The 16,311-nt window shown below is 43.3% G+C and carries 11 protein-coding genes, 1 pseudogene and 1 CRISPR repeat array; of the genes and pseudogenes, 6 read left to right on the forward strand and 6 right to left on the reverse strand.

All coding sequences use genetic code 11. The annotated features are described in order from the left end of the window. Positions 1-40 precede the first annotated feature (40 nt). Positions 41-1,263, forward strand: a pseudogene (locus A4U55_RS00220) (valine--pyruvate transaminase). Between the two features lie 37 nt (positions 1,264-1,300). Here A4U55_RS00220 and A4U55_RS00225 read toward each other — a convergent pair. Beyond that, the gene (locus A4U55_RS00225; RefSeq protein ID WP_003662212.1) at positions 1,301-1,654 is read right to left on the reverse strand and encodes a RidA family protein; all 354 of its coding nucleotides are present in this window, start codon (positions 1,652-1,654) and stop codon (positions 1,301-1,303) included. 8 nt (positions 1,655-1,662) lie between these two features. Then, complete coding sequence (locus A4U55_RS00230; RefSeq protein WP_063453866.1) at positions 1,663-2,919, reverse strand: D-amino acid dehydrogenase; 1,257 nt, start codon at positions 2,917-2,919, stop codon at positions 1,663-1,665. Between the two features lie 341 nt (positions 2,920-3,260). Between A4U55_RS00230 and thiC the strand changes: the two genes are divergently transcribed. Both thiC and A4U55_RS00240 read left to right on the forward strand, forming a co-directional pair. Further along, the gene (thiC, locus tag A4U55_RS00235) at positions 3,261-5,132 is read left to right on the forward strand and encodes a phosphomethylpyrimidine synthase ThiC (protein WP_003664145.1); all 1,872 of its coding nucleotides are present in this window, start codon (positions 3,261-3,263) and stop codon (positions 5,130-5,132) included. Positions 5,133-5,245: 113 nt separating this feature from the next. Further along, the gene (locus A4U55_RS00240; protein ID WP_063453867.1) at positions 5,246-7,087 is read left to right on the forward strand and encodes an ABC transporter ATP-binding protein; all 1,842 of its coding nucleotides are present in this window, start codon (positions 5,246-5,248) and stop codon (positions 7,085-7,087) included. Positions 7,088-7,268: 181 nt separating this feature from the next. Here A4U55_RS00240 and argH read toward each other — a convergent pair whose 3' ends face one another. Beyond that, positions 7,269-8,669, reverse strand: a complete 1,401-nt coding sequence (gene argH / locus A4U55_RS00245; protein ID WP_063453868.1) for an argininosuccinate lyase — start codon at positions 8,667-8,669, stop codon at positions 7,269-7,271. A 223-nt stretch (positions 8,670-8,892) separates the two neighbouring features. Between argH and hemC the strand changes: the two genes are divergently transcribed. The 3 genes from hemC to rlmB all read left to right on the forward strand — a co-directional run bounded on the left by hemC (position 8,893) and on the right by rlmB (position 11,557). Continuing rightward, positions 8,893-9,858 carry a hydroxymethylbilane synthase gene (gene hemC, locus A4U55_RS00250; RefSeq protein WP_003662203.1) on the forward strand — a complete coding sequence of 322 codons (966 nt, stop codon included), beginning with the start codon at positions 8,893-8,895 and terminating at the stop codon, positions 9,856-9,858. Beyond that, the gene (locus A4U55_RS00255) at positions 9,855-10,613 is read left to right on the forward strand and encodes a uroporphyrinogen-III synthase (RefSeq protein WP_003666713.1); all 759 of its coding nucleotides are present in this window, start codon (positions 9,855-9,857) and stop codon (positions 10,611-10,613) included. Before hemC ends, A4U55_RS00255 begins: the two co-directional genes overlap by 4 nt. Before the next feature lie 71 nt (positions 10,614-10,684). Further along, the gene (rlmB, locus tag A4U55_RS00260; protein WP_063453869.1) at positions 10,685-11,557 is read left to right on the forward strand and encodes a 23S rRNA (guanosine(2251)-2'-O)-methyltransferase RlmB; all 873 of its coding nucleotides are present in this window, start codon (positions 10,685-10,687) and stop codon (positions 11,555-11,557) included. 65 nt (positions 11,558-11,622) lie between these two features. On the opposite strand, the gene nqrM is transcribed toward rlmB, so the two are convergent. The 3 genes from nqrM to grpE all read right to left on the reverse strand — a co-directional run bounded on the left by nqrM (position 11,623) and on the right by grpE (position 14,619). Continuing rightward, positions 11,623-11,880, reverse strand: a complete 258-nt coding sequence (gene nqrM / locus A4U55_RS00265; protein WP_003662198.1) for a (Na+)-NQR maturation NqrM — start codon at positions 11,878-11,880, stop codon at positions 11,623-11,625. A gap of 153 nt (positions 11,881-12,033) precedes the next feature. Then, a complete protein-coding gene (dnaK, locus tag A4U55_RS00270) occupies positions 12,034-13,941 on the reverse strand; it encodes a molecular chaperone DnaK (RefSeq protein ID WP_003669031.1) in 1,908 nt (635 codons plus the stop codon). Positions 13,942-14,097: 156 nt separating this feature from the next. Further along, positions 14,098-14,619 (reverse strand): nucleotide exchange factor GrpE, encoded by a 522-nt coding sequence (grpE, locus tag A4U55_RS00275; RefSeq protein ID WP_063453870.1) that lies wholly within the window; start codon positions 14,617-14,619, stop codon positions 14,098-14,100. A 113-nt stretch (positions 14,620-14,732) separates the two neighbouring features. Further along, positions 14,733-16,261: direct repeats of the CRISPR family, unit length 28 nt; unit sequence TTTCTAAGCGACCTGTGCGGTCGTGAAG. Positions 16,262-16,311 lie beyond the last annotated feature (50 nt).

A 16,311-nucleotide genomic window follows, 5' to 3' on the forward strand; every position in this document is an offset into this window, starting at 1 on the left:
TGGCGAAAAATTTATTCAAAATAGCCCCATCTTGCAACTGATGGATGATTTGGGTAATGCCTTAAATAGCGATACACCGATCAATATGCTTGGTGGTGGCAATCCTGCGAATATTCCAGAAGTATCAGCAGCATATCATGCAGCGTATCAACAAATCGCTACCAACGGTACGGCAATAGAAAGTATGAGTAATTACGCTTCGCCGCAAGGTGATAGTAAATTTATCAAGGTGCTTGTTGAATTTTTTAATCGTCACTATGGTTGGGGATTGACCGCTGATCATATTGTGCTGACGAATGGCTCTCAAAACGCATTCTTTTATTTATTTAATTTGTTTGCAGGCAATTTTGTGATGGCAGTCATAAATCCATTTTACTGCCTTTGTCGCCTGAATATGTCGGCTATGCTGATGTACAAGTTGAGGGTTCTTATTTTGTGTCGCTGCCCCCAATCATCGAAAAAACCACACATGAAGGTCGTGAAGGATTTTTTAAATATAAAGTGGATTTTGATGCTCTTGAAAATTTAGAAGAATTAAATAATAATAAAATTGGTGCAATTTGCTGTTCACGCCCAACCAATCCAACGGGCAATGTACTGACAGACGGTGAGATGGCACACCTAAAACAGCTTGCCAAAATGCACGGCATACCTTTAATTATTGATAATGCCTACGGTGCGCCGTTTCCAAATATTATCCACACCAGCACAACCCTTGAGTGGGATGATGAGGCCATCTTATGCTTTGGCCTATCAAAGATCGGTCTGCTAGGCGTGCGCACGGGTATCATCATTGCGCATCCAAAGGTTACTAAGGCTGTCAGTAACATGAACGCCATTGTGAATCTATCGCCGGTACGCTTTGGGGCGGCGATTGCCACACCATTATTTGAAAATGATGAGATTATTTGCCTGTCTGATGAGCTCATCTCCCCATTTTATAAAAAACAGTCAATATTTGCTATCCGTCGCCTCCAAGAAGAATTTGCAGATTATCCTGTTTATATCCATCAGCCTGAAGGCGCGATTTTTCTGTGGGTGTGGTTTGAGGGCTTACCGATTTCTACGACCAAGCTGTATCAGATTTTAAAGCAACAAGGCACGCTGATTATCCCAAGTGAGCATTTTTTTGTGGGAATGCAGACGGCGGATTATCCACACGCCAAAGAGTGTATCCGCTTGTCGATTGCCCAAGACGATCACACACTTGACCAAGGCATCAAAACGATTGGTGAAGTGGTTAGGCGGTTGTATCACAATTAAAAAATACCGCAGCTCATCGGCTGCGGTCTTGTTTGGGTTATGATTGGGCGGCTGTTACCATGATCTCAACGAGCCAGTTTGGATTGACCAAGTTGGCTTGGATGGTTGCGCGTACTGGCGGCGTTGAGCCTGCCATCCATTCTTTCCAAGCGTTATTAAAGCCTTCAAAATCCTCCAAATTTTTGATGAACACTTGAGCAGATAGCAAGTGATTTTTGTCGGTGCCTGCCAAAGCCAATGCCTTATCGATATTAGCAAAGACTTGGCGTGACTGCCCAGCGATGTCAAGGCTATCATCGTCAGGTACTTGACCTGCCAAATAAACCACACTGCCATGAACCGCCACTTCGCTTAAGGTGTCATTGCTGTCAAATTTTTGGATGATACTCATAATTTTCCTTATGCTGATTGATAACGGGTTAATGATAGGCCATCAAGGCTGATGCTGGGTGTCTGATGGGTAATGATATCACTGATTAGGCTGCCTGAACCACAAGACATGGTCCAACCTAAGGTACCATGCCCAGTATTGAGATACAAATTTTTTAGATCAGTTTGGCCAATGATGGGCGTACCGTCTGGTGTCATGGGTCGAAGACCCGTCCAAAAGGTTGCGTTTTTTAAATCTCCGCCATCAAACAAGCTTTTGGTAACCATCTCAAGTGTCTCACGGCGTTTTTGTCGTAAATTCAAATCAAAGCCACTTAACTCCGCCATACCGCCCACACGAATGCGTTGATTAAATCGTGTGATGGCAATTTTATAGGTTTCATCAATGACGGTGGAAATGGGTGCACGGCTTTCATCAATAATAGGCACAGTCAATGAATATCCTTTAACTGGATATACGGGTAAATCAAGCCCCAGCGACTTTGCCATCGCCCGTGAATAACTGCCCAATGCAAGCACATAACTGTCTGCAGTGATGAGCTCACCGTCAGCGATGACGCCAGTAATGGTTTGGTTATTATGAGTGATTTTGTCAATTGTGGTATTAAAACGAAATTCAACGCCCATATCTTTGCAGATCTCAGCCAGTGCTTTGGTGAATAAATTACAGTCGCCAGTTTCGTCGTGCGGCAATCTTAGACCGCCCGTCAGCTGTGCGGCCGCATGAGCCAAAGCAGGTTCAGCTTGGCTGAGACTGTTTTTATCTAGTAGCTCATAATCCACGCCGCATTCTTTTAATACTTCAATGTCTTTGCCGACCTGATCAAGCTGTGCTTGGGTGCGAAATAGCTGAAGTGTGCCTTGGGTGCGATGTTCATAATCAATACCAGTATCAAGACGCAACTGACGAAAACAGTCTCGGCTGTACTCAGCCACCCGCATCATGCGTGATTTATTGATGGTATAGCGTTTATGGGTACAGTTTTTGAGCATTTGGGTCAGCCACGACATTTGAAAGCTTGACCCATCAGGGCGAATCGCTAATGGCGCATGTTTTTGAAATAGCCATTTAATCGCTTTTGTGGGAATTTGAGGGGCAGCCCATGGTGTTGAGTAGCCTGGTGAGATTTGCCCAGCATTACCAAAACTTGTCTCCTGGGCAACCGTGTGTTGACGCTCAATGACGGTCACTTGAACGCCTTTTTTGGCAAGATAATACGCCGTTGTGGTGCCGATGACGCCGCCACCCAAAACCAAAACTTTCATGCGATATTCCTAAGAGACAAAAATAATTATGCGTATATGATAACAGGCAGATGCGATGACTGACAAGCCAAAAACGCATATCATTAAAAATATTTATCCTCTTAAAATTATGCTATACTAATCTTTGTAACTTGACGGAGTACAGCCAAGCAGCTGTTGAGATTGTTTTACTGTGATATTATTGAATGTATTATCATAAAGTTATAAACAAATACCGTTGAACCTGAAGGTTAAGACCTGTGTAGGAATCAAGTGAATTAAAGATGTGTCATGAAATTAGCCCGTTTCATTGACAAGTTCTTTAAATGGCTTGATTGATAAAGCCAATTTAAGGACATGCCATGAGCCAACCGACCAACCCAGCTTTAAACCAAATCATTGCCCAACATGATGAAGATGCCAAAGATTTAACCCGAGTCTTGCCTGCTTCTAAAAAGGTGTATATCCAAGGGTCTCGCCCTGATATTGCCGTACCATTTCGTGAAATTAGCTTAACAGATACACCAACAGGGCTTGCCCAAGGTGGCCTTGAGAAAAATGAGCCAATTTTGGTTTATGATACCTCAGGTGTTTATACCGACCCTAATGTACAAATTGACCTAAATAAAGGTCTGCCTCATGTACGTCAAAACTGGATTCTTGAGCGTGATGATAGTGAAGAGCTTAGTGGATTAACCTCCCAATTTGGGCGTGAGCGTCTTAAAGATATTCGCACCCAAAACATTCGTTTTGCCCATATATCAAAACCACGCCGAGCTAAATTGGGTAAAAATATCACTCAAATGCACTATGCCAAGCAAGGTATCATTACCCCTGAAATGGAATACATCGCCATTCGTGAAAATCAGCGTCAGCGTGAAGGCATTGATATGCGTCAGCACCAAGGACAAAACTTTGGGGCAAATAATTTAATACAGATTACCCCAGAATTTGTCCGCTCTGAGGTTGCTGCAGGGCGTGCGATTATCCCTGCCAATATTAACCATCCAGAATGTGAGCCAATGATTATTGGGCGTAATTTTTTGGTAAAAATCAATGCCAATATTGGCAATTCTGCTTTAGGTTCTAGCATCGAAGAAGAGGTTGCTAAGATGACATGGGCGACCCGCTGGGGGGCAGATACCATCATGGACTTGTCGACGGGTAAAAATATCCACGAGACACGAGAATGGATTATCCGTAATTCACCTGTGCCGATTGGCACAGTGCCGATTTATCAGGCGTTAGAAAAAGTCGGTGGCGTAGCAGAAGATTTAACTTGGGAGATTTTTAAAGACACACTCATCGAGCAAGCTGAACAGGGCGTGGATTATTTTACCATTCATGCAGGCGTGCTACTTCGTTATGTACCTCTGACTGCCAATCGTTTGACAGGCATTGTCAGCCGTGGCGGCTCTATCATGGCACAATGGTGCTTAGCTCACCATCAAGAAAACTTTTTATACACACATTTTGATGAGATTTGTGAGATTATGAAAGCTTATGATGTGTCATTTAGTTTGGGTGATGGGCTAAGACCTGGCTGTATCCAAGATGCTAATGATGAAGCACAATTTGGTGAGCTGCACACACTGGGCGAGCTTACCCAAAGAGCATGGGCGCATGATGTTCAGGTCATGATTGAAGGGCCTGGGCATGTACCCATGCATATGATTAAACAAAACATGGATTTGCAATTGGATGTGTGTAAAGAAGCGCCATTTTATACGCTGGGACCTCTAACAACTGATATCGCACCTGGCTATGACCACATCACCAGTGCGATAGGGGCGGCGATGATTGGTTGGTATGGTACAGCAATGCTGTGCTATGTTACGCCAAAAGAGCATTTGGGTCTGCCTAATAAAAAAGATGTTAAAGATGGTATCATTACTTACAAAATCGCCGCCCACGCTGCTGATTTGGCAAAAGGACACCCTGGCGCCCAAGTGCGTGACAATGCCCTGTCTAAGGCTCGCTTTGAGTTTCGCTGGGAGGATCAGTTTAACTTATCGCTTGATCCAGATACGGCTCGCTCTATGCATGATGAGACCATGCCTAAAGAAGCCCATAAATCGGCACATTTTTGTTCTATGTGTGGCCCTAAATTTTGCTCCATGAAGATTACCCAAAATGTCCGTGACTATGCCAAGGGATTGGATGTGGAAAGAGGACTACAACAAATGAAAGAAAAATATAAAGAAGAAGGCAGTAAGCTGTATCACGAAGTATGATTTTACTTAATTTATATTTTGGGATATTTTTCAAGATGGCTTGTTGGATGGATGTTCGGCAAGCCATTAAATTCTGTTATAATGGATAATTGTATTCATAAAATTGGTAACTTATGTCGTTCTTTTCATATTTTGAAAAACGTTTAGAGTCTTTTCCTGATATTAGCCTGCCCACTCATACCCATTCGCTGGCTTCATTTATTTATGCCTGTACTTTGGGATATCGTGGTTGGCTTTTGTTATTTACAGTATTAACAGCAATTTCAGGCATCTATTGGGCATATGTGTATGCGTGGATTGGGCAAATTGTTGACTGGCTTAGTGTGTATTCTCCCAGTGAATTTTGGGCACAAAAAAAATCAGATCTATTGATCATGCTGGCAATCAGTGCATTCATTCCGCTGGTGCTTTTGTTTGAGACAACCATTCACCATCAGGTACTACAAGGGGTAGTGCCAATGCGTTTACGCTGGATTTTTCATCAGCAAATGCTGGGCCAGTCGATGCAATTTTATCAAGATGAATTCTCTGGCCGTGTGTCAGCCAAGGTGATGCAAACTGCTTTAGCGGTGCGTGATGTGGTCATGACGCTGATTGGTGTGTTTGTCTTTATTCTCACATTTTTGGTGGGAGCAGGGGCTGTTTTGACTGGGATTCACCCACTACTGACAGTGCCATTTGTATTTTGGATTTTAGCGGTTTCGGCTTTATTGGTATTTGTATTGCCACGCCTTCAGCGTACCAGTCGGATACAGGCGGATGCTCGTGCTTTGATGACAGGTCGAATTACCGATGCTTATGCTAATATCAACACAGTGAAGCTATTTAGCCATTCACACCGAGAATCTGGCTATGCCAAAGAAGCCATGAAACATTTTTTGGGCACAGTGCATGACCAGATGCGACTTGTCTCACTGCTTGAAATTTTGGTTTCTGTGATTGCTGTCTTGACGGTCTCAGGATCGGTTGCGATGAGCGTGTATTTGTGGATGTCTGGCGTGGTGGGCGCAGGTGCAGTTGCGGTTTCAGGGGCACTTGCTATTCGTTTGCAGGGTCTGACCCATTGGGTACTTTGGGAGACGGCGGGATTATTTGAATATCTAGGCACGGTTCAAGACGGTATGAAGACTTTGACCACGCCACATCATGTGGTAGATGACCCTAATGCCCAAGTGTTTCATGTGAAACAAGGACAGATTGATTTTAAGCAAGTTTCATTTAACTATGGTAAAAAAGACCAAAGCCAACCATTGCTTGATGATTTTAGTTTATCCATCAAGGCAGGCGAAAAAGTCGGATTGGTAGGTCGCTCAGGGGCAGGTAAGTCCACGCTGGTTAATTTGCTTTTGCGATTTTATGATATTGATGGCGGTCAAATTTACATTGACCAGCAAGATATTAAGACCATCACCCAAGAATCTTTGCGTCAAAATATCGGCATGGTTACCCAAGATACTTCGCTACTACATCGTACAGTGCGTGAAAATATCGCTTATGGTCGTCCTGATGCCACCGATGATGAGATTATCGCAGCTGCTAAAGCAGCTCACGCATGGGATTTTATCCAGACTTTAAAAGATAAATTTGGCAATACAGGGCTTGATACACAGGTTGGCGAGCGTGGTGTCAAACTATCAGGTGGTCAACGCCAGCGTATCGCTATCGCTCGTGTGATGCTTAAAAATGCACCAATTTTATTGCTTGATGAAGCGACCAGTGCGTTAGATAGTGAAGTTGAACATGCCATCACCCAAAGCCTTGATGATATGATGGCAGGCAAAACTGTCATCGCCATCGCCCATCGGTTATCAACGATCGCCTCGATGGATAAGCTTGTGGTGATGGATCGGGGTCATATCGTAGAAATGGGCAGTCATGATGAGCTGATTGCCAAAAATGGCGTGTATGCATCGCTTTGGGCACGCCAAAGTGGTGGGTTTTTGGCCGACCATTAAATTATCCTAGTAAAATGCCCAAAAACATGACTGAGTTATGTTTTTGGGCATTTTAGCGGCTTATTTTTAAAGGATAAGGCAGGATACTTAATTTGTCCAAATATGTTGTAAATGATATTTGATCAAATTTATTGATATTAATAAATTCTTGTCATTTATCATTCGTAGACCGTGGATTGGTTTAGGCGGTTTTGGGATTGATAATTCGTTCATGACCCCGTTTAATTGCTGATAATACTTGATTTGGTGCAGTACCGCCAATGTGATTGCGTGCAGTTAGTGAACCTTCTAAAGTTAGGCAATCAAAGACATCACATTCTATCAGTGGGCTAAAACTTTGAAGTTCATCTAATGAAAGCTCACTAAGATCCACGCCTTTTGAGACACCAAGCCCAACCGCTTTACCCACCACCTCATGTGCATCACGAAATGGTAAGCCTTTTTTGACCAAATAGTCTGCTAGATCAGTTGCTGTGGCATATCCTTTCATGGTCGCTGCACGCATATTGTCCACATTTGGGATGATATTTGGCAACATATCAGCAAAGGCAAGCAGGCTACCAGTTAAGGTGTCCACGCAGTCAAACAGTGGCTCTTTATCCTCTTGGTTATCTTTGTTATAAGCCAGTGGCTGATTTTTCATGAGTGTCAGCAAAGTGGTGAGCTGCCCAAAGACACGCGCTGCCTTGCCACGCACCAATTCTGGTACATCAGGGTTTTTCTTTTGGGGCATGATGGATGAACCTGTGCAAAATCGATCAGGAATATGAATAAAGCCAAACTGTGCACTCATCCACAAGATCAGCTCTTCGCTCATGCGTGATAAATGCATCATTAAGATAGACGCATTGGCAGTAAATTCAATGGCAAAATCACGGTCAGACACCGCATCTAGTGAGTTTTGGCAAATGCCCTCAAAGCCGAGCAGGCGTGCGGTGATGGTGCGATCAATTGGATAGGTAGTACCTGCCAAAGCAGCCGAACCTAGCGGCATTTGATTAATTCGGTGGCGTGTATCTACAAAGCGTTCGCTGTCACGCACAAGCATTTCAAACCATGCCATGACATGATGCCCAAAGCTGACAGGCTGAGCGGTCTGAAGATGGGTAAAGCCGGGCATGATGGTCTTAGTGTGGTTGGCTGCCAAATCCAAAAGTCCACTTTGTAGTTTGGCAAGCAGCACCAGAATATTATCCGTCTCATCACGCAGCCATAGGCGAATGTCTGTAGCAACTTGGTCATTGCGGCTGCGACCAGTGTGCAATTTTTTACCGACATCACCGATAAGTGTCGTCAAGCGGCTTTCGATATTCATATGCACATCCTCAAGCACTACCAACCACTGAAACTTACCGTCATCAATCTCGGCTTGAATTTGGGTAAGACCGTTAATGATTTGACAAGATTCATCTTGGGTGATGATGCCACACATACCCAGCATGGTGGCGTGGGCGATAGAGCCTTGAATATCTTGGCGTGCCATCCGCTTATCAAAATTGACCGATGCGGTAAATTCTGCGACAAAACTGTCCGTCGCCTCTGAAAAACGACCGCCCCACATGCTTGAAGTTTGTTCGCTCATGCTAATTCCTTGTATGACTTTAAATGATAAAATGTCTCCAAAGTATAGCATAATTTTAGGCGGTATATGATGGTACTTTATCTAAATTTTATAACATAATTAATAAAAATAACTAATTAATAATAATTGGTATAAAGATGATGAACAAATCCATGGTAGATGTTGGTATTTGATCGCCAAATTTCTTATAATAGATTAAATTTATCAAAAATTTGGATCACATATGACCATACGCACCCTAACCATTGCCACACGCCAAAGCCCATTGGCACTGTGGCAGGCGAATTTTATCAAAGCAAAACTTGAACAGCTTTACCCATCTTTGTCAGTTGAGCTGCTTGAGATGGTGACAAAAGGTGATAAGATTTTGGATACACCACTTGCCAAAATTGGTGGTAAGGGGCTGTTTGTCAAGGAGCTTGAACAGGCTTTGTATGATAAGCGTGCTGATATTGCAGTGCATTCACTCAAAGATGTACCGATGGTACTACCTGAGGGGCTGATGCTTGGGGCTTATTGTGAGCGTCATGCACCGACAGATGCTTTTGTGTCTAATCATTTTGAGCATTTGGATGATTTGCCGACAGGGGCAATTCTTGGCACATCCAGTCTACGCCGTGAGTGTCAGCTGCGTCAGGCACGACCTGATTTGGACATCAAAAGTTTGCGTGGCAATGTCGGCACTCGGTTGGGTAAGCTTGATGCAGGAGAATATGACGCCATTATCTTGGCGACAAGTGGTCTTGAGCGGTTGGGTTTACATAAGCGGATTCGTCATGAGCTTGATGATGAACTGTCTTTACCTGCGGTGGGTCAAGGGGCACTTGCCATCGAGTGCCGCAGCGATGATGAAGCAATTAAGCTGTTGTTATCTCCACTTAATCACCCCAAGACACGCCTGTGTGTGTTGGCTGAGCGTGCTATGAATCGTGCCCTTGAAGGCGGTTGCCAAGTACCGATTGCAGGCTTTGCTGTGATTGAAGATGGTATGTTGACTCTGCGTGGACGAGTCGGCTCAGTGGACGGTAAGACCTTATTAAAAGCACAACAGTCACACAAGCTTATGGGTGAAATCCAACTGGATGAACAAGCAGCCGAACAACTTGGGATAGATGTCGCACATGAGTTACTCATGCAAGGTGCGGATGATATTTTAAAACAAGTTTATCAAAATGCCCTTAATTCATGATGTCAACTTTACTCATTAACACCCGACCCAAGCACCGTGGGCAAGCCATTCGTCAAATGACGGGTATGCCAGTCATTGATCTGCCGCTGTTAGACATCCAGACGCTGCCCATGACAGAGACCAAAGCATCGATGATGCGTGCATGGCTTGATCATGACTATGATGTGCTTGTGGTGACCAGCGTTGAGTCAGCACGGCGAGCACTTGAATATTTAGATAAGTTGCATGGTGGCCATCATTGGCAATCCAAGTTGCCTAATGCACCCATTGTTGCTGTTGGTTTGGCAACTGCCAAAGTATTGACTGATCGTGGGCTGCCTGTTGTTTTACCTAGGGTTACTAATAACGAGGGTATGCTGGCAATGACTGAGATTCGGTCGCTGATATCAGGCAGTCGGGTTTTGATTTGGCGGGGTGCTGGTGGGCGTAAGCTGTTACATGAGACATTAAAAGCACGAGGCGTTCAGATTGATGTCATTCGTTGGTATGAGCGATTTATTCCCATGGATTTGATGGATAATTTTCAGAAAAATTTAAAAATAATCAACGAAAAAGCTGATGTCTTTGTCATTATTAGTAGCGAAATGGCCTATCAAGCATGGCGGAGGTTGCCGCATCATAGACAGTATCACTATTTGGCACTGGGTGAGCGGCTTAAGAATATCATCCATGCTTATGAGCCTGATGTGATGGTTGATGAGCTTGTGACGCTTGAGCCTACTGAAATTTACCAAGTAATTCACCAAAATTTCTGACTCTAAAATAAACTAAGCCATGCTAAGCCTACTGGTATGATGATCAATTTTAATCACTCAAAGATAATATCATGAAAAAACGCAGTCAAAAAACAAATAATCAAAGCTTTAAATCTTCTTCTAAAGAAAAACTGAACAAACCACATCACCAAGCCAAGCCAGCCAAGCCCAAAAATCCGTACTTTTATGGCATTCATGCTGTTAGTATGTTGATTAAACGCCGTCCTGAAGAGGTGCTTGGTTTATTTATTCAGTTGCGTGACGATGGGCAGATGAGTTCAGAGCATCAGCTGATTGTTCAGTCTGCCAAGCATTTTGGTATCAGTATCCAAAATGCTCACCGTGAGCGATTGACCGAGCTTTGTGGCAGTCAGCAACATCAAGGCGTGGTTGCTCTGGCACGCACCGCACCGATGGCAGATGAGACGATTCTGGATAATTTGCTTATGCAAGATGATGTGCTGTTTTTGGTACTCGATCAGATTACAGATGCTCATAATCTAGGTGCCTGCTTGCGTACCGCTTGTGCGATGGGTGTGGATGCAGTTATTCTTCCTCGACACCAGTCAGCACCGATAACACCAACTGTGGCTAAGGTTTCCGTTGGGGCTTCTGAGGTCATCCCTGTGATATCGGTAACCAATTTGGCTCGAACACTAGAAAAAATGAAAAAATCAGGTGTATTTATTTTTGGAACGGCACTTGATAAGTCTGCTAAGCCAGCATTTGAATGTGATTTTGGGGGTAAGGTTGCCATCATTATGGGTTCAGAAGGTGATGGCATGCGTCGATTAACTCAAACGATGTGTGATACTTCGGTATATATTCCTATGGCAGAAGTTTTGGATCGTCCTCAAAGCCTCAATGTCAGTGTTGCCACAGGAATGGTGTTATATGAGGTGATGCGTCAAAGACGAGGGTTTGGGCAAATGCCGCTTGTTTAATTCTTATCATCTTTGCCCATAAAATCAGTCAAATGATGATATATTTGACTGATTTTATTTGATTTTTAAGCTTGTTTGGCAATCTTGCTTAATTTATTGCGAGCGGTATCGTCAATCTTGTCGATATTACTTTCGCATTTATTGGGGTCATTGCCACAAAATTGGCAATGTTCATCACCCATTAAGGTCGCCACACCGCCACAAGATCCCTTAAGTGGCTTTTTTTTGACAAAATAGCCAACACCCATAAATAAGAAAAATAAAATAAAAATCCCAAAGGTGACAAAAAAGATGGGAATAAATTGATTTAAAATGTCGCTCATGGCTTCTCCGTGTAGTGAAGTAGCAGATTTATTAGATAAGATAGTATAACACTTTATCAGCACCCCAATGTAATGATTTTAGGGTTTTTATGTTGCCAATTCAATAAAAATAGCCCATCATGAATGGGCTATTTTGGTGAAGTCAACAAGTGATTACTTGTCTTTGACTTCGGTGAATTCAGCGTCAACGACACCATCATCAGCGGGTTTTGCTTGTTCTTGTTGTGGCTCAGCACCTTGAGCACCTGCATCAGCGTAGATTTTTTGGCTGATTGGCAAGAACGCATTATCTAAAGCTTCAAGTTTAGCTTTGATGTCATCAGCATCATCTTCTTTGGCAGCAGCTTCAAGTGCACTGATGGCAGATTCAACAGCAGTAGTCTCTTCAGCTGTAACTTTATCACCAGCTTCTTTTAGCGCTTTTTGGACAGCGTGAATACGACCGTCTGCTTCATTACGAGCATTTGCAAGGTTAGCAAACTTCTCATCTTCGGCAGCATTTGCCTCAGCGGTGCGAATCATCTCTTCAATTTCAGATTCTGATAGACCAGAGTCTGCCTTAATCTGAATAGATTGTGATTTACCTGTGCCTTTATCTTTAGCACTGATATTCATGATGCCATCAGCGTTGATATCAAAAGTAACCTCAATTTGTGGTACACCACGAGGTGCAGGTGGAATATCCGTTAAGTCAAAGTTACCCAACAGTTTATTTTGGTTGGCGATTTTACGCTCACCTTGATAAACTTGGATTGATACCGCTGGTTGATTATCTGCTGCTGTTGAGAATACCTGTGATTTTTTGGTGGGAATCATGGTGTTTTTCTCAATGATTGGTGTCATCACACCGCCCATCGTTTCGATACCTAGAGTTAATGGCGTCACATCAAGTAGCAGAACATCTTTTTTGTCACCAGACAGTACCGCACCTTGGATAGCAGCACCCATGGCAACTGCTTCATCTGGGTTGACATCTTTACGAGGTTCTTTACCAAAAAATTCTTGAACTTTTTGTTGAACCAGTGGCATACGAGTTTGACCACCAACCAAAATCACATCATCAATATCGCTTGCTGATAAGCCAGCATCTTCAAGAGCAGTTTTGCAAGGGATAATTGTGCGAGCAACCATATCCTCAGTCAAGCTTTCAAGCTTAGCACGGCTGATGGTAACCACCAAGTGCTTTGGACCTGAGCTATCTGCAGTAATGTAAGGCAAGTTTACTTCCGTTGATTGGCTGCTTGATAGCTCAATTTTGGCTTTTTCGGCAGCTTCTTTTAGACGCTGCATTGCCAAAGGGTCGCCTTTTAAGTTAACATCTTGTTCTTTTTTAAACTCTTCAACCAAATAATCAATCAATGCTAAGTCAAAATCTTCGCCGCCCAAGTGGGTATCGCCATTGGTCGCTAAAACTTCAAATTGCTGATCGCCATCGACATCGGCAATCTCGATGATTGATACATCAAATGTACCACCACCCAAATCATAAACTGCCACAGTTTTATCACCACCTTTTTTATCCATACCGTATGCCAAAGCGGCTGCAGTTGGTTCGTTGATGATGCGTTTGACATCCAGACCTGCAATTTTACCTGCATCTTTGGTTGCTTGACGCTGGGCATCATTAAAATAGGCAGGTACAGTAACGACAGCTTCGGTTACAGCTTCGCCAAGATAGTCTTCGGCGGTTTTTTTCATTTTGCGTAAAACTTCAGCACTGATCTGTGGCGGTGCTTGTTTTTTATCATTGACCTCAACCCAAGCATCGCCATTATCTGCTTTGACAATTTTAAAAGGTACAAGTGAGATGTCTTTTTGGACTTCTTTATCTTCAAAACGACGACCGATTAGGCGTTTGATTGCAAATAAAGTATTTTTTGGGTTGGTGACCGCTTGACGCTTAGCCGCTTGACCGACCAAAGTTTCACCATCTTTAAATGCCACAATCGATGGTGTGGTGCGTGCACCTTCTGCGTTTTCAATTACTTTGACTTTATCACCTTCAAGTACTGCCACACATGAGTTGGTTGTACCTAGGTCAATACCAATAACTTTAGCCATAATTTACTCCAGATTTAAAATTTAATTTAAAATACTACCAAGCTTGGGTGTTATATTTGTTTTATTTTTGGCTTTTCAAGGGGGGTTCAACTTTTTTCAAAAAAAATTATTTTATTTAACTGATTGAAATTGTTCAATAAATCCCCAAGATTTGACTTAAGCCCCTACCATTACCATCGCAGGTCTTAAGGTGCGTTCGTTGAGAATGTAGCCTTTTTGAAGCACCTGACCGATGATGTCTTTTTCAGCTTCTAGGAAAATACCTACCGCTTCATGAATCTCTGGATTAAATGTATCACCGACATTACCCACGGCCACGACGCCATTTTTCTCAAGGATGCTAAGCAGTACTTTATGTGTTAGGCGAATGCCTTTAAGTGATGCGTCATCTGTACCTGTCTCTTCAGTATCTTTAATGGCGCGCTCTAGATTGTCAACCACCTCCAAAAGCTCTTTGGCAAACTTTTGTAGTGCAAATTTTTTGGCTTTATCGGTTTCTTGTTCCATGCGGCGTTGGGCATTATAGCTTTCGGCATTGGCACGCGCGGCAGTCTCTTTGGCTTCTTTGACTTCATTTTCTAGCGCTTGGATTTGGCTATGAAGTGCTTCGACTTGCTCGGTTGTCGTCTCAGCCATAATCTCTTCCATAGTGGTTTGTTCGGTGGTTTGTTCGGTCATAAATTACCCCAAAAAAGTTAATATAAATTCCCCATCTTCATAATGGTTAAGGATAAAATTTTCAAGGGATTGGCACAAAAATTTTAAATAATCAGCGTAGCCATAGAACAAAATTTCTAAGCGACCTGTGCGGTCGTGAAGCAACGATTGAAACTGCGGTAAATTCAGTCAATTTTCTAAGCGACCTGTGCGGTCGTGAAGTCTTTAAGATTGGTTGTGCAACTGTTAATTATTTTCTAAGCGACCTGTGCGGTCGTGAAGAAGCTACTAGGGGAAGTTGATATTTTGAAACTTTTCTAAGCGACCTGTGCGGTCGTGAAGGTCCTACCCAAATGTAGGTCAGTAGCGTGTAATTTCTAAGCGACCTGTGCGGTCGTGAAGCAGGCTTTATGGCGTATAACTCAAACTCATCATTTCTAAGCGACCTGTGCGGTCGTGAAGTAGAGGAGCGATTTTATCCACAACGGTTTTTTTTTCTAAGCGACCTGTGCGGTCGTGAAGTCGTTCTGCTCAAAAACTGACAACACCAAGGCTTTCTAAGCGACCTGTGCGGTCGTGAAGTTGACACATCAAGCTTAGCTACTAAATCAAGTTTTCTAAGCGACCTGTGCGGTCGTGAAGGTTGATTAATCCGCTCACCGATGGTTCTATTATTTCTAAGCGACCTGTGCGGTCGTGAAGTTTTCTTGTTTTCGTATTGCTCAAGTATGATTTTTCTAAGCGACCTGTGCGGTCGTGAAGAATAAAATCTATTGAAATGATGTGCGTGTGTGTTTCTAAGCGACCTGTGCGGTCGTGAAGGGTGAATGTTTTGACTTCAGGCTCATTGCCTATTTCTAAGCGACCTGTGCGGTCGTGAAGATTTAATGAAAACTGTACATGATATTGATATTTTTCTAAGCGACCTGTGCGGTCGTGAAGATTGTGGTTGGGCGTGTTATCACTGAGAACATGTTTCTAAGCGACCTGTGCGGTCGTGAAGATATACGCGCCGCGCAATTAGAAATTATCAAGTTTCTAAGCGACCTGTGCGGTCGTGAAGAACAGCCATGTCAATTATAATGCTGAATATGATTTCTAAGCGACCTGTGCGGTCGTGAAGAAGTTCACCTTTGTGATAGTTACACCTACGAATTTCTAAGCGACCTGTGCGGTCGTGAAGGAATTTCATCAAAAGACTTATCAAAACGCTCTTTTCTAAGCGACCTGTGCGGTCGTGAAGGCAAAGCATCTTCATGAAATTCTTTGCGTGCATTTCTAAGCGACCTGTGCGGTCGTGAAGGTCTTTAATAAAAAGATTAAGCTGATTTGCTATTTCTAAGCGACCTGTGCGGTCGTGAAGTGGCACTGGGTACAGCATAGAATACTTATACTTTTCTAAGCGACCTGTGCGGTCGTGAAGATCTCCTAAAATAAAGCCCCATTTTCAATCATTTTCTAAGCGACCTGTGCGGTCGTGAAGTGCAGTGGGTGGCTGGTAATGGCGCTGGATATTTTCTAAGCGACCTGTGCGGTCGTGAAGACCCATTTTATGGGGTTGGTCGGCAAGGAACTTTTCTAAGCGACCTGTGCGGTCGTGAAGACCAACTCCGCCAATCGCTTTTCATCTAATATTTTCTAAGCGACCTGTGCGGTCGTGAAGTTAAAACTATGAACAATCAATTATTTAAAGTATTTCTAAGCGACCTGTGC

This window comes from Moraxella catarrhalis, assembly GCF_001632285.1.
GTDB classification, from domain to species: Bacteria; Pseudomonadota; Gammaproteobacteria; order Pseudomonadales; family Moraxellaceae; genus Moraxella; species Moraxella catarrhalis.

Coding starts and splice junctions, on each gene's coding strand:
- A4U55_RS00225 (WP_003662212.1), bottom strand. CDS start 1,654: ATGAGTATCATCCAAAAATTTGACAGCAATGACACCTTAAGCGAAGTG.
- A4U55_RS00230 (WP_063453866.1), bottom strand. CDS start 2,919: ATGAAAGTTTTGGTTTTGGGTGGCGGCGTCATCGGCACCACAACGGCG.
- thiC (WP_003664145.1), top strand. CDS start 3,261: ATGAGCCAACCGACCAACCCAGCTTTAAACCAAATCATTGCCCAACAT.
- A4U55_RS00240 (WP_063453867.1), top strand. CDS start 5,246: ATGTCGTTCTTTTCATATTTTGAAAAACGTTTAGAGTCTTTTCCTGAT.
- argH (WP_063453868.1), bottom strand. CDS start 8,669: ATGAGCGAACAAACTTCAAGCATGTGGGGCGGTCGTTTTTCAGAGGCG.
- hemC (WP_003662203.1), top strand. CDS start 8,893: ATGACCATACGCACCCTAACCATTGCCACACGCCAAAGCCCATTGGCA.
- A4U55_RS00255 (WP_003666713.1), top strand. CDS start 9,855: ATGATGTCAACTTTACTCATTAACACCCGACCCAAGCACCGTGGGCAA.
- rlmB (WP_063453869.1), top strand. CDS start 10,685: ATGAAAAAACGCAGTCAAAAAACAAATAATCAAAGCTTTAAATCTTCT.
- nqrM (WP_003662198.1), bottom strand. CDS start 11,880: ATGAGCGACATTTTAAATCAATTTATTCCCATCTTTTTTGTCACCTTT.
- dnaK (WP_003669031.1), bottom strand. CDS start 13,941: ATGGCTAAAGTTATTGGTATTGACCTAGGTACAACCAACTCATGTGTG.
- grpE (WP_063453870.1), bottom strand. CDS start 14,619: ATGACCGAACAAACCACCGAACAAACCACTATGGAAGAGATTATGGCT.